At 53.6% G+C, this 13,912-nt stretch carries 10 protein-coding genes; 2 read left to right on the top strand and 8 right to left on the bottom strand.

What is annotated here, in order from left to right; all coding sequences use genetic code 11:
• Positions 1-27 precede the first annotated feature (27 nt).
• The 8 genes from CLR77_RS13225 to tig all read right to left on the bottom strand — a co-directional run bounded on the left by CLR77_RS13225 (position 28) and on the right by tig (position 11,283).
• Complete coding sequence (locus tag CLR77_RS13225; RefSeq protein ID WP_097461141.1) at positions 28-1,053, bottom strand: flagellar protein FilC; 1,026 nt, start codon at positions 1,051-1,053, stop codon at positions 28-30.
• Positions 1,054-1,115: 62 nt separating this feature from the next.
• Complete coding sequence (locus CLR77_RS13220) at positions 1,116-1,913, bottom strand: C39 family peptidase (RefSeq protein WP_097461140.1); 798 nt, start codon at positions 1,911-1,913, stop codon at positions 1,116-1,118.
• A gap of 373 nt (positions 1,914-2,286) precedes the next feature.
• Positions 2,287-4,161 (bottom strand): SurA N-terminal domain-containing protein, encoded by a 1,875-nt coding sequence (locus CLR77_RS13215; protein WP_097461139.1) that lies wholly within the window; start codon positions 4,159-4,161, stop codon positions 2,287-2,289.
• A gap of 294 nt (positions 4,162-4,455) precedes the next feature.
• Positions 4,456-4,728 (bottom strand): HU family DNA-binding protein, encoded by a 273-nt coding sequence (locus CLR77_RS13210; RefSeq protein ID WP_097461489.1) that lies wholly within the window; start codon positions 4,726-4,728, stop codon positions 4,456-4,458.
• A gap of 226 nt (positions 4,729-4,954) precedes the next feature.
• Complete coding sequence (gene lon / locus CLR77_RS13205; RefSeq protein WP_097461138.1) at positions 4,955-7,372, bottom strand: endopeptidase La; 2,418 nt, start codon at positions 7,370-7,372, stop codon at positions 4,955-4,957.
• Between the two features lie 284 nt (positions 7,373-7,656).
• Positions 7,657-8,943, bottom strand: a complete 1,287-nt coding sequence (gene clpX, locus CLR77_RS13200) for an ATP-dependent Clp protease ATP-binding subunit ClpX (protein ID WP_097461137.1) — start codon at positions 8,941-8,943, stop codon at positions 7,657-7,659.
• 92 nt (positions 8,944-9,035) lie between these two features.
• Positions 9,036-9,671 carry an ATP-dependent Clp endopeptidase proteolytic subunit ClpP gene (clpP, locus tag CLR77_RS13195; RefSeq protein ID WP_097461136.1) on the bottom strand — a complete coding sequence of 212 codons (636 nt, stop codon included), beginning with the start codon at positions 9,669-9,671 and terminating at the stop codon, positions 9,036-9,038.
• A 268-nt stretch (positions 9,672-9,939) separates the two neighbouring features.
• Positions 9,940-11,283 (bottom strand): trigger factor, encoded by a 1,344-nt coding sequence (gene tig / locus CLR77_RS13190; RefSeq protein WP_097461135.1) that lies wholly within the window; start codon positions 11,281-11,283, stop codon positions 9,940-9,942.
• A 468-nt stretch (positions 11,284-11,751) separates the two neighbouring features.
• On the opposite strand from tig, the gene CLR77_RS13185 reads away from it, so the two are divergent.
• Complete coding sequence (locus CLR77_RS13185) at positions 11,752-12,765, top strand: ABC transporter permease (RefSeq protein ID WP_097461134.1); 1,014 nt, start codon at positions 11,752-11,754, stop codon at positions 12,763-12,765.
• A 72-nt stretch (positions 12,766-12,837) separates the two neighbouring features.
• On the top strand, positions 12,838-13,890 hold the full coding sequence (locus CLR77_RS13180) for a sugar ABC transporter substrate-binding protein (RefSeq protein WP_097461133.1): 1,053 nt from the start codon (positions 12,838-12,840) through the stop codon (positions 13,888-13,890).
• Positions 13,891-13,912: the final 22 nt, after the last annotated feature.

The raw sequence follows: 13,912 nt of genomic DNA, 5'->3' as shown, positions 1-13,912 counted from the left end.
CTTCCCGGTTAACGGTCGACGTCGCAATTACTTCTTGAGACCCTCGATGTTGATAGGCAGGGAAACTCCAAGCGAAAAATCCGGTGCATCCGGCGTCAGGCCAATACCCAGACTGGTATTGATAATGGTGGTATCGCTGACGCGGGTTCCCAACGACAGACTGAAAAAGCCGTTCATCTGCGCCTTTGACTCAAGCTTGGCGCCGTTACTGAATTCCAGGGTGGTCTTGTCGGAATAACTCAGCTGAACCGACATGCTCAACGAAATGTCATAGGAAAGGGAGTACGCGAAACCGCCGGAACCTGAAATACCCAACCCCGGATCCACGGATGTCAGCAGCTCTGCCCCGCGCACCTGGTTCAGACCGGTGACTTTCTTGTTATAGGTCAGACTCGTCGAACCGAAAAGCACGACCGGATCAAGCACTTTCGAGAAGCTTGCTCCCCCTGACACGCTGTAGTAACCGCTACCCGTCGATAGCTCACGCTGGACATCGATTTCGTAAGGGCTCACCCCGGTCTTCGTCGTCAATGACCCGAACAGCGTCGTCGACATCTTTCCCGGTACATAGGGCAGAGGCTGCCAGCGCGTGGTGAAGGAGATATCACCAATATTGTTCGTGGAAAGCTGGCTCTGGGAATCGTACTTTGAAATCAGAGGGATACGGGTCCCAATGGTAAGATTATCGAGAAGACCGTAATCGTAGCTGAAGGAGTTATCGAACTCATGCGTGGCAGACGGCGTGACATCAAGGTTGTATATCTGACCGTTTAAAACCTTGAGATCAATCCGCTGATCCGCAGTGTAGGTGTAATCGAACGCATATGTCAGATCCTGATGCCCGGCCTTCAGCAGGGAATAGTTCTTCTGTGACGCCTCGAAGACCTGCTCCAGCTGTTTGGTGGAATCAGAATCACCCTTCTTCTTTGCCAGAGCCTGACGGGCCTTGCTCACGTTGCTCTGGTCTCCCCCCTGCTCATCCGCTGCCCATGCCGGTTGCATCAGCATAGCTGCAGAACAGAGGATCAAGCCACGCACTACCCAACGATTCATCCCAGCTCCCTTATTCTTCATCATTATTCTGTTATCTGCTCGCACCGATACTGCATCAACCGCTAGCGCCGATAAATCAGCTGCTTACGGGTATTCTCGACAGTACCGTCCGGATTGTTTTTCTGCCGCTCCAGCTCGTTCTGAATAGACCATTCACGCGCTTCGTTGAATTCCGGGAATTGTCGATAGGTCAGAGCAGAAAGCGTTTGCGAATCGATAAAGCGCATATCCTCTTCCTTGAGCTCCAGCGCATTGATCGGCTTGCTACTGCCGGGAAAGACAATAAAGAGCACGTTCTGGTCCCACTTACCGGCAAATTCGTGCAGCGTGAAGGAAATATTTCCCAGAGAAGGGTCGGCAATGAAAATGCGGTCGCCTTTGACAGCGCGGATAACGACAAAGTGCTTGAAGCCCGCATAATGGATCGGCGCAATCGCCGGATGATCCAATTCCTTGAGGTCATCGATGGTCGCCCGAAAACCGCCGGACGGATACCCCAGGGCGCCGACCAGGCGCTTCATATCCAGCAGAGAGAAGGCACGACGCTGAATAATACGCTGGCTCTCACCGTAGTGAAGCAGCCCCTCCATCACCTGCCGTTCATCGAGATTACGGCCCAGGTAATAACGGAGGATCGTGGTCAACGCGGCGCTACCACAACTGTAGTCATACGCCTGGTGAACCACATCGCGGTTTTTGATGACAGATAGCGGCTCGACCTTGACGAAATCTTCGAGGTGATTGGGCCCACTATTGTATTTTTGACGGTAGTACACCTCATTTTTCGGATGAGGTGTCACGATCGTCGCATCCCGGGCTATGACAAACGTCAGAATAGACCCCGCCAACAAGAGGATCATGGCAACTTTGTTTCCTTGTTATCGAACGCAGTGACGATCCGGCAAAGTTATAATAATTTTCTGTTTTTATTATCGTTCTTGTTGAAGGCGTGTCTCTGTTACATCGCGTAACGGTAAGATACCGAAAAAAATCAGGGCTTAAAGATAACTGTTCCTCAAATCTGCCGTGGCGTAGGAGGCCGATTACGCCAGACTGTGACGCTATCAATAACCTCACCCATTACGGCAAGCTCCCTCATCGATGTTCACGAAACGCATAAAAAAGGAGGAGCCAAGCTCCTCCTTCTTGGGACACTTGTCCAAGACAACCATCCCGCTAACCGGAAGGCACAACACCTCGCCTCCACGGTTAGCCCCTCAACCGTAGCGCAACTCAGTTCCGAACAACGTCGGCTTTCTGCTGAAGCTGCTGACGGTAATCATAATAGTCCTTGGAACCGGATTGTGCCGCCAGATAACGCTCGAAGCCGTCGAAACGAGCCTTGAGCGTCGAGGCCTCCGGATCCTGCACAGCGTCGAGCTGTACAATGGCCAATCCATCATCGGTCCTGACAGTCGCATAGGTCGCTTTCTTGCCATCCGGATGAGGCATATCAAATACCTTCTTCAGGACATCACCACTGACCTTCTGATCATCACGACCAACCGCATCGTAAGAAGCCCAGGCCTGCCCCACATCCTTCGACACGGCGTTGTCGTCGGCTCCGGACTCCAGCTTGGCAATCAAAGACTTCGCCCTGTCCTCAAGCTTGACATAGATCTGCTGCTGCTCAAGCGTTTTCTTCACCTGCTCGCGAACCTGATCCAGTGCCTGCTGATGCTCCGCATGATGCTTCAGTACGCGGGTAAACACGACAGCATCATCACCCAAGTGCACCGCATCCGAATTATTCCCATTCTTGAGGACATCATCGGAATACAGCTTATTGACCAGGCCTGGATGATCGAAAGGAGCAGCACCACCCTTACGGGTCACGCCGTTGACCTCCTGAACCTTGAGACCGAACGTCTTGGCCGGCCCCTGCAGGCTATCCGCCGTAAACACGGCGTCTTGCAGACTCGACAATTTCGTCGCGAACAGCTTCCGGGCTTCCTGCATTTTCAATTCGTGACGCAGCTTGCCTTCCATTTGCGCAAAGGTCGGCTTCGGCTGCTGGCGGATATCCAGCAGCTTGATGAAATGATAACCAAACGGTGTTTTGATCGGCCCCTTCACCTGCCCCTTCTTCATCGAAAAGACGGCCTCGTCGAATGCCGGCGTATAGGTACCCTTAGTCGCGTATCCCAGTTCTCCACCCTTTTTGGCGGTGGCGACATCATCGGAATACTTCCGGGCAAGCGCCGCAAAGTCTGCACCGCTGTCTATCTGCTTCTTGATAGCGTCCAACTTTGCCTTAACGGCCTTCTCCCCACCCTTGTCCTCAACCAGGATCTGGGCGGCGTCACGCTCTTCATGCGCTTTATAGCCATCCATTTTCTGCGTATAGAGGTCGTGGAGCGCCTTGTCGGAGACCTGAACCTGATCCAGCAGTCCATTAACGCTCAATTCGATATAGGCTGCATCGATTGATTCCGGCGCCACGAAATCCGCAGGATGTTCGTCATAGTACTTTTTGATTTCATCGTCAGTGACGGTCACGTCTTTCGCCACCAACGATTTCGGCAGGCTCAGCTGCTTGAAACTGCGCGTCTGAAAACGCAATTTCATGATGTCGTTCACTTCGGCATCAGAGATAAACCCGCTGGAAACAATACCGGCCTGAATCTGGCGAATCAGATATTCCTTGCGCACCAGATCCCGGAAGGACCCAACGGTCAGCCCCATGTTGCGCACTCGTGCCTCGAAGGCCTGCTCGTTGAATTTCCCGTTTTGTTGGAAACTGGGCTGGCTGGCGATCAGGTTGTCAACATCGCGGTCGCTGAGCCGCAACCCGTGATTTTTCGCATCCTGATACATCACCATCTGCTCAATCATGCTGTTGAGCACGGTTTTCTTGAGCTTGGCCTGATCGATGGCCGCGGGGTCCGGTTTCTGCATCTGCGCCAGAGTCTGCTGACGCTGGAGTTCAACAAGACGCTCGAATTGAGCCTGGGTGATGGCGTCGCCGTTAACCTCGGCAACCTTCGGTTCGCTACTGAACGAACCGATGATCGAATGAATCCCCCAGAGTGCGAACGATAAAACCAGAAGACCAACAATTACTTTGGCAACAATGCCTTGGGCATTGTTCCGCATATTTTGTAGCATGATTCCCCCACGCAGCCGATCGGATCAACTGATCAGCTTATCGTACCTGTTTTGATTAGGATGCCTGTCCCAACTGGTAGACAGTCTGTACACCCAATAGGTCCCGGTTAACGTAAAAAGGCGCATCCGGTGAAGGAATGCGCCTTGGAGTCTGGCGGAGCAGGCGGGAAGAGGAACCCAAGACTCCCGGCGTATCGAGTAATTATTCAATAAATTCGAACAACCACTCTATGAAACGCTGGCCTGTGTTCTTACTACCCGTATAGAGTCAGCCCCGACATCCATTGCTGTCCGTTACTTGACGGAGTCTTTCAGGGCCTTACCGGCTTTGAAGCTGGGAACTTTGGAAGCAGGGATCTTGATTTCAGCGCCCGTTTGCGGATTGCGGCCGGTGCGGGAAGCTCTTTCCTTAACCTGGAAAGTACCAAAACCGATCAAAGTAACCTGATCACCTTTTTTCAACGCATCGGTAATAGAACCGACCATAGCGTCCAGTGCGCGCCCAGCAGCGGCTTTGGAGATATCGGCAGAAGCTGCAATCGCGTCGATAAGTTCGGACTTATTCACACTAAACCCCTTCGATTTCAGATTGAAGATGTGAGCTCTTGGTTTCTTTTTTTGAACGCCTCCGACTATGGCACAAGCCATCGGAGAATTCCATTTTCCATGCTGCTATTTTTCTTTGCGCGGCCAGATAGTGAACTACCCGGAAACCCTTGGTATTGGCTGTCTCGCGGCGAAATAGTTATACCAACGCGCCGCGAGACATGTCAACAACGGGCCTGCTCATGAATCAGTGTGTATTGATCCTTTCACTGCTTTCCGCATCATCTTCACGCTTGGAACCCGGCTCTCCGGCCGCCGGCTCAGCCTTGAGCGGTTCCGGCGCATAGGCCAGCGCAACGTCCAGGACCTCGTCGATCCATCGCACAGGTTTGATCGTGAGAGAACTCTTGATATTCTCCGGTATCTCCTTGAGATCTCTAACATTATCTTCCGGAATCAAGACCGTGGTAATGCCTCCACGGTGAGCCGCCAACAGCTTTTCCTTGAGCCCGCCGATTGCCAGAACCTGCCCTCGAAGCGTGATCTCGCCCGTCATGGCCACCTCTGCCCGAACGGGAATTCCCGTTAATGCAGAAACAAGTGCAGTACACATCGCGATACCGGCACTGGGCCCATCTTTCGGGGTCGCACCCTCCGGAACGTGGATATGAAGGTCCTGTCGCTCATGAAAGTCCTCTGGAATACCCAGGCCCACTGCACGGCTACGAACAACCGTCAGCGCCGCCTGAATGGACTCCTGCATCACATCGCCAAGGGAGCCGGTCTTGACCACCTTGCCCTTCCCTTTGGTTACAGCGCACTCGATGGTCAGCAACTCGCCACCCACCTGCGTCCATGCCAGACCGGTTACCTGGCCGACCTGATTCTTCTCTTCCGCGAGACCGTATTTGAATTTACGGACACCGGAATAGTTCTCCAGGTCATCCTCGCTCAACGTCAGCGGCTCGCTCTTACCGGCGACAACATGCTCGCGCACCACCTTCCGGCAAACCTTCGCAATTTCACGTTCCAACGCCCGGACCCCGGCTTCGCGGGTGTAATAACGGATTAATGAGCGGACCGTCTCTTCCGGCAGGATCAGTTCCTTATCCGACAGGCCATTAGCCGCAAGCTGCTTCGGCAACAGGTAGCGCAGCGCAATATTGACCTTCTCATCTTCCGTGTAACCTGGAATCCGGATAATTTCCATCCGGTCCATCAGGGCCGGCGGAATGTTCATCGAGTTCGAGGTACACACGAACATCACATCAGAGAGATCATAATCGACCTCGAGATAGTGATCACTGAAGGTGTGGTTCTGCTCCGGATCGAGGACTTCCAACAAGGCAGAGGCAGGGTCACCACGGTGATCCATACCCATCTTGTCGATCTCATCCAACAGGAACAGCGGATTCTTCACGCCAACCTTCGAGATCTTTTGCAGCAACTTGCCGGGGAGCGCACCGATGTAGGTACGACGATGACCGCGAATCTCCGCTTCATCACGCACGCCACCCAGAGCCATCCGCGTGTACTTGCGGTTGGTTGCACGCGCTATGGATTGGCCCAGAGAAGTTTTACCCACCCCCGGCGGCCCCACCAGGCACAGCACAGGCCCCTTCAATTTCTTGACCCGGCTCTGTACTGCCAAGTATTCGAGAATCCGCTCTTTGACCTCATCCAGGCCATAATGATCCTCATCAAGGATCACTCGCGCCTTCTCGATGTCATGACGCACCTTGCTGCGCTTTTTCCAGGGCATGGCAAGCAGCCAGTCGATATAGCCCCGCACGACGGTAGCTTCCGCCGACATCGGTGACATCATTTTGAGCTTGTTCAGCTCGCCATCGACCTTTTTGCGCGCCTCTTCCGTCATGCCAGCAGACTCGATGCGCTTTTCGAGTTCTTCAAAATCGTTGTTACCCTCACCGAGCTGCCCCATTTCCTTCTGGATAGCTTTCATTTGCTCATTGAGGTAATACTCCCGCTGGCTGCGCTCCATCTGCTTCTTCACGCGACCACGGATGCGGCGCTCAACCTCGATCAGGTCGATTTCGGCATCCAGGCGGGCCAACAAGGCCTCAATACGGGCCTTGATACTGACGGTTTCCAACAACTCCTGCTTTTCCGGAATTTTCAATTCCAGGTGCGCCGCCATGGTATCGGCAAGACGATGCAGGTCGCTGATGCCATTCAGAGAGTTGCTGACTTCGGCGGGAACCTTCTTCGACAGCTTAACGTAACGCTCGAATTCCTCCATCAACGTTCGAGCCAGGACCTCGCCTTCACGCTCACTGATATCGGTCTCTTCCAATAATTCGACATCGGCAGTCAGGAAAGGGCCACCATGAATTTCGTCGATACGGGCCCGATCGTTACCCTCAACCAGCACCTTGACGGTACCGTCGGGAAGTTTGAGCAACTGCAGAATTGTGGCTACGGTGCCTACGGAGAAAACATCGCCGCCTTCCGGATCATCGGTTCCGGCATTTTTCTGCGCGACCAGCAGGATTTCCTTGCCACCTTCCATGGCCGCTTCCAGTGCACGGATAGACTTATCGCGCCCTACGAATAACGGAACCACCATGTGCGGGAAGACAACAACGTCCCGCAACGGCAGAAGCGGAAAGCCATTTGCTGAAGCGCCATGTTGAGTCACAGTCATGATACTCCTTTAAATACGGCGTCGAGAAAGCCGACGCTTGGCGTACTGAGTGAACCGGTAAAACCAATAAAATGCACCGGTTTTCCTCCATATTTGGGGCAATGAAAGGGAATTGCAACTACCCGGTCGGCCTATTTCGCTTCTAAAACGCATACCTGGATAAGTAGCAAACAAAGGAGGGGGGACAAAAGGCTCGCGCGGCGGCTATGCGCCCAAAATAAAAGAAGGGCTTCTCAAGAGAAGCCCTTCTTTGGAGGCACTGACTCAGAACAACAACGCAGGAATCAATCCTCAGGGACGACCTTAGCCTGCTCATTGTTGGCATAGATCTTAATGGGATCAGACTCGCCCTTGATAACGCTATCGTCGATGACAACCTTGCAGATATCGTGCTCGGAAGGAATCTGATACATCGTATCCAGCAGGACAGCTTCCATTATGGAACGCAGCCCACGTGCGCCCGTTTTCCGCTCCATCGCCTTACGAGCAACCGCCCGCAACGCATCTTCACGGAAGTCCAGTTCCACGCCTTCCATATCGAACAGTTTCTGATACTGCTTGGTAAGCGCGTTTTTAGGCTCAGTCAGGATTTGAACCAAAGCGACCTCATCCAGTTCGGTCAGCGTTGCCACAACCGGCAAGCGGCCCACAAACTCAGGGATCAGACCATATTTGACCAGGTCTTCGGTTTCCACCTCCAACAAGGTCTCGCCTGCGCTTTTCTGGTCGACTTTGCTGACAACCGTGGCAGCGAACCCAATACTGCTTTTCTCCGAACGATCACGGATTACCTTGTCCAGCCCGGCAAAAGCACCGCCACAGATGAACAGGATATTGGACGTATCAACCTGCAGGAATTCCTGCTGGGGATGCTTGCGCCCGCCCTGCGGGGGCACGGAAGCGACGGTTCCTTCGATCAGCTTGAGAAGTGCCTGCTGAACGCCCTCGCCTGACACGTCACGCGTAATCGACGGGTTGTCCGACTTACGCGAGATCTTGTCGATCTCATCGATATAGACAATGCCGCGCTGTGCTTTCTCAACATCGTAGTCGCACTTCTGAAGCAGCTTCTGGATGATATTCTCGACATCCTCACCGACGTAACCCGCCTCTGTCAGCGTGGTTGCATCCGCAATGGTGAAAGGTACGTCAAGAAGGCGCGCCAAAGTCTCAGCGAGCAGCGTCTTACCGCTACCCGTCGGGCCGATCAACAGAATGTTGCTCTTGCCCAGCTCAACATCCGCCCCCTTGCCTTCACCATAGCGCAAACGCTTATAGTGGTTGTACACGGCGACGGACAGAACGACTTTAGCCCTTTCCTGCCCAATTACGTACTCGTCGAGCGTCGTCTTGATTTCGGTAGGCGCCGGAAGCCGGTCACTGCTCTCTTCCTGAGCACTTTCCTGAATTTCTTCACGAATAATATCGTTGCACAGGTCGACACACTCATCGCAGATGAAAACCGACGGCCCTGCGATCAGCTTTCTGACTTCGTGTTGGCTCTTGCCGCAAAACGAGCAATAGAGCAACTTCCCATTATCGTCGCCCCTGCCGTTTCTTTCATCTGCCATTGATTTACCTCTACTGTTACTCGTTGCCGTTCACGCAAACCGTGTTCCAACGAACACTACGGCCACACGACCCAATACGATCAATCCCAGTATTATTTATTAACCATTCGTTTATCAAGTACGGCATCAATCAATCCGTAGGCCTTGGCCTGCTCCGGATCCATGAAATTATCCCGATCCGTATCCTGGGAGATCTTTTCCAACGGCTGCCCGGTATGCTCCGCCAGCAGCTCATTCAGTGTCTGGCGAATTTTCAGGATTTCCCGTGTATGAATCTCAATGTCGGAAGCCTGCCCCTGATAGCCACCCAACGGCTGATGGATCATCACCCGGGCATGCGGCAAACAGAAACGCTTACCTTTCTCCCCGCCAGCCAGCAGGAAAGCCCCCATGCTGGCCGCCTGACCAATGCACAGGGTCGAAACCGACGGTTTGATGAATTGCATGGTGTCATAAATAGACATACCCGCAGTTACCGAACCACCGGGAGAATTGATGTACAAGTGGATATCTTTATCGGGGTTTTCAGATTCGAGGAACAGCAACTGGGCCACCACAAGGTTGGCCATGTGATCCTCGACCGGACCCACAAGGAAGATAACCCGCTCCTTCAGCAGACGGGAATAGATATCAAAGGAGCGCTCACCTCGAGCCGTCTGCTCGATGACGATGGGTACCAGCCCGGAATTGGTGATCATCGTCGGGCCATCATACATTTGCTGCGTCATAGATTGGCTATCTCCTGATTCCTGTCGATACCCCACGGATCACAGCCCGGTCTCAGTCATCGGGCTCGCGGGCGGAAAGACGGATGTCCCAGATAAAAACAGCCGGTATGAGCCGGCTGTCTCAATGCAGTCTAGCAGGCTGAGAGAAAACTGCAGCTCCACCCGACCTTTTCAGCCTGCATGGATGTTCACGATGACGTAATACGAACATCCACGCAGTACGGTTTGTCAGCGTGCTGCAGAAAGCTCAGCCCTCGAAGCCCCGGGCTTAGCCCTCGGAGACCTCAGTGTCGGTTTCTTCCGATTCATCAGCCTGTGGCTGCGCCGGTTTGACCGCATCCTCGTAGCTGACCTTTTTTTCGGTAACCTTCACTTTACCCAACACGAAATCAACAACCGCATCTTCCAGGACCACGGACTCGATCTGGGATTTTTGCTGCGGATTGCTGCTGTAGTAGTTGATAACCTCTTCCGGCTGCTCGTAGGTCGAAGCGATCTGCTGGATCCGCGCTTCAACTTTCTCGTCATCCGCTTTGAGATCGTTCTGACGGATAAGTTCCTGGAACAGCAGCCCCGTGCGCACACGACGACGAGCCTGCTCAGTGAACAGCTCGGCAGGCAACTGCGACGCCTGCATCTGGCCGCCAAAGCGCTGGACAGCATCTTCGCGCAGACGATCGATCTCCTGCTCAATCAACGCTTCAGGCACAGGGAAGTCGGTCACTTTCAACAAGGCGTCGACAACGCTGTTCTTCACCTTGTTACCCAGCGCCTGCTCGACTTCGCGCTCCATATTCTTACGGACTTCAGCGCGGAACTCTTCCTCGGACGCAACGGAGACACCGAATTTCTCGAAGAATTCAGCGTCCAATTCCGGCAGTACCGGCTCCTCTACTTCACTCACCTGAACCTCGAAGCGAGCGGCTTTACCGGCCAACTCCTTGTTCTGGTAGTCTTCGGGGAATGTCACGTTCAGCTCGACGTCTTCACCCGCCTTGGCACCGATCAGGCCATCTTCAAAGCCGGGGATCATCTGTCCCGAACCTAACGTCAGGCGATAGTTGTCCGCGCTGCCGCCTTCGAACGCCTCGCCATCGATGAATCCCTTGAAAGCGATGGTCATGACGTCCTTTTTCTTGGACTTGCGCTTAACCGCTTTCATTGTCGCCTGCTGACGACGCAGGGTATCGATCATGGTTTCGACGTCCTTATCCTTGACTTCAGACGTCGCCTTCTCGATTTTCACGCCACTGAGGTCGCCAATTTCGATCTCAGGCAGGACTTCGAATACCGCTACGAACTCCAGATCCTTTCCGGCTTCCATGGTTTTCGGCTCGAAACGCGGCCAACCCGCCGGAGTGATCTTTACCTCGTCCAGCGCTTTCATGTAGGAGTCGCGCATCACTTCGCCAACGACTTCCTGGCGAACGCCTTCGCCAAAACGACGCCGAACAACTTTCATAGGCACTTTGCCCGGACGGAAACCGTTGAGTCGCACGTTCCGTGCTGCCTGCTGAAGGCGCTTTTCGACTTCCTGCTCAATTTGCTGGGCAGGCACACCAATCGTCATACGACGCTCGATGTTAGACGTCGTTTCGACAGAAACTTGCATGGATAGTCCTCAGTTTACCTGTGCGGTTCTATTTGACTTGCGGGCGAGCATGTTAGGAACAGCGTTCGGTCATGGCAAGCCCGTCATTATGAAAACCGGTATTTTACCATGCTTTTGTGACGGGAGAGAAACGCTTGACTGATAAGAAAGCCAGTAATACGGCAAAGCCAGGCGGCATCGGTCGGCAGATTTACAGTCGTTTTCGCACTGACTATCCCGCTATCGAAGCAATCCTCTGGGCTACCTGACCGTATTTGACCCCGCCGACCCCATAATTCCGCTCGATACATTCCGCTCGTTAATCCGTATCGAACCCCAGCTTAAGCATTCGCGAATACTGGATATTCAGACGCCATGTTAGAACGTTAATACACAGTGCAATGAGCTTTTCGTCTCAGGGGAATCTAGATCGGTGTCAGCACGAGCCACCCCTCACCGAATTTTTGCCGAATAAAATCAGGACAATAAATGAATACGACAGCCAGCCTGCTGCCAAAAGAAAAAACGGCGGCAAAAATAATAAAGCTCGATCAGCAAACTATCGTTTTTCTCATTTTCATCATTATTTTCATTGCATTCTCGATCTTCCTGCCTGGATTTCTGAACACGGGCAATCTCGTCAACATACTGCGTTCGATATCGGTACTCGGCATGCTCGGACTGGGTATGGCGGTTGTCGTCATAGGGCGCGGTATCGACCTGTCCATGGTCGCAATACTCGCAGTGCCGACAGCACTGACCATGACGCTGGCCAGCACGGGGGTGGATCTGGGACTCGCACTGATCGCCGGCGTTGCGCTGGCCATCGCATTCGGTTTGCTCAATGGCCTCTTGACAGCCTATGCAGAGGTGCCAGCGCTGCTTACTACACTGGCCACCGGCCTTGGGCTTGCCGGTATCGGGCAAAGCGGCATCTTGCAGTTTGACGTCGTGCCCTGGCCCGACCAGCTAAACCCCATCGAATGGATCGGGGGCACCACGCTTTTTGGTATCCCCTCGTCCGTTATCTCCTTCGCCGTCGTGGCCATCGCCGTTTCAGTGTTCCTCAAGCGGACAAAATTGGGCCTGTTCATCTATGCCATTGGTGACAATCCGAATGCCGCGCGTACAACCGGCATGCCTGTGCGCCCTGTTATGGTCCTGCAGTACCTGATAGCGGCGCTAATTGCCGTCTTTGCCGGCCTAGTCATGGCCTCGTCCTCGGCCGTCATGGATACTCGGATCTACAACCTCTCCCTTATCTATAACGTCGTGCTGGTGGTGGTCCTCGGTGGCGTAGGCCTGTCCGGCGGGCGCGGCGGGGTATGGAACGTCATCGTCGGCACCCTGCTGGTCGGCACAATCCTCAATGGTATGACCATCCTTAACTTTTCCTACGACGCTCAAAATCTGGTCAAGGGCGTGATTCTGTTAATGGCCATTGCCATTGACAGCGTTCTGAATCCAAGAAACGAGGAAACCGCGCAACAAGGAGATATCTGAAGCACCCCAGGCACTGAACATTCGAGATTCCAACAGTGTCCTTTCCAACAATAAATAAAGGAGTTTAAGACTGTGACCAACATCTTGAGTTCGTTTCGCAAAAAGTGGCGTTCGATAGCCACGACCGCGGTGGTGTCTACGCTCGCCATGAGCAGCGTTGTTCAGGCGGCCCAGTTAAGCATGAACGATCCGGAACGCGACGCTTATTACAGTTCTTTCAGCGGCAAATCGGTGGTTTTCGTCCCGGTCTTCATGGGACTCGATCTGACCGAAGGCTGGAACAAAATGATGGAGATGCAATCCAAGGCACTCGGTTACAAATATCAAGTGCGGAATGCCAACTTCAACACGCAGGCCGGTACACGGATTTTAACGTCACTGATCCACCAGAATCCCAAGCCAGACGTTATCGTGGTTCACAATCCGGATGTCACCTCCTATGCACGCCTTGAAAAACAGGCCGAAAAGGAAGGTATCTTCGTTATACAGCTGAACATGAAGAGCACCATCATGACCAGCGGCTTCGTCGGCGGTGATGCTGTTCAGATCGGCAAGTTGCAGGCAGAGTCGGTGGTGAACCATTGCGGGCCGAAGACCTCCGGGAAGGTACTGATTCTGACAGGGCCGACCACGTCGCCCTGGTCCGTCTACATGGAAAAGGGGTATCAGGAAGTCCTCAGCAAACACCCCAATATCAAGGTCGTAGCCAGACAATCCACGGGGAACTACGACTCGTCAAAGGCCAAATCCATCACCCAGGTCGTCCTTCAACAGCACCCTGACCTCTGCGGTGTCATGGGTGTCTGGGACGTGACCGATCAGGGAACGGTTGCGGCCATCAAGGATGCCGGCAAAAAGGGTAAGGTCTTCGTTTCAACCAGTGGCGGCGGCGGGACACTAGCCTGCAAGCTGATTGAAGACGGCAGCGTCGACAACTACGTCAGCTACGACGTACCCGGACAGGGCCGGGACCTGGATGACCTGATTTCTGCTTCATTGCAGGCGAAAGCGCGCGGCGAGAAACCCGATTTCCACAAAACCGCGCTGTACACCCCTCTGCACGAACTCACCAAAGAATCCATCAAGAAACACCCATGCTGGTCAGTCGATACCATGAGGTATTGAGCGCAGGTTAGCGCCTCCAGCC

It is taken from the genome of Mangrovitalea sediminis, from assembly GCF_002514725.1.
GTDB classification, from domain to species: domain Bacteria; phylum Pseudomonadota; class Gammaproteobacteria; order Pseudomonadales; family Oleiphilaceae; genus Mangrovitalea; species Mangrovitalea sediminis.
This window is presented reverse-complemented; position numbering and strand designations above follow the sequence as displayed.

Excerpts from the sequence above, each read along its gene's own strand:
- clpX (WP_097461137.1), bottom strand. The coding sequence starts at position 8,943 with ATGGCAGATGAAAGAAACGGCAGGGGCGACGATAATGGGAAGTTGCTC.
- CLR77_RS13215 (WP_097461139.1), bottom strand. The coding sequence starts at position 4,161 with ATGCTACAAAATATGCGGAACAATGCCCAAGGCATTGTTGCCAAAGTA.
- CLR77_RS13220 (WP_097461140.1), bottom strand. The coding sequence starts at position 1,913 with ATGATCCTCTTGTTGGCGGGGTCTATTCTGACGTTTGTCATAGCCCGG.
- tig (WP_097461135.1), bottom strand. The coding sequence starts at position 11,283 with ATGCAAGTTTCTGTCGAAACGACGTCTAACATCGAGCGTCGTATGACG.
- CLR77_RS13185 (WP_097461134.1), top strand. The coding sequence starts at position 11,752 with ATGAATACGACAGCCAGCCTGCTGCCAAAAGAAAAAACGGCGGCAAAA.
- CLR77_RS13225 (WP_097461141.1), bottom strand. The coding sequence starts at position 1,053 with ATGAATCGTTGGGTAGTGCGTGGCTTGATCCTCTGTTCTGCAGCTATG.
- lon (WP_097461138.1), bottom strand. The coding sequence starts at position 7,372 with ATGACTGTGACTCAACATGGCGCTTCAGCAAATGGCTTTCCGCTTCTG.
- clpP (WP_097461136.1), bottom strand. The coding sequence starts at position 9,671 with ATGACGCAGCAAATGTATGATGGCCCGACGATGATCACCAATTCCGGG.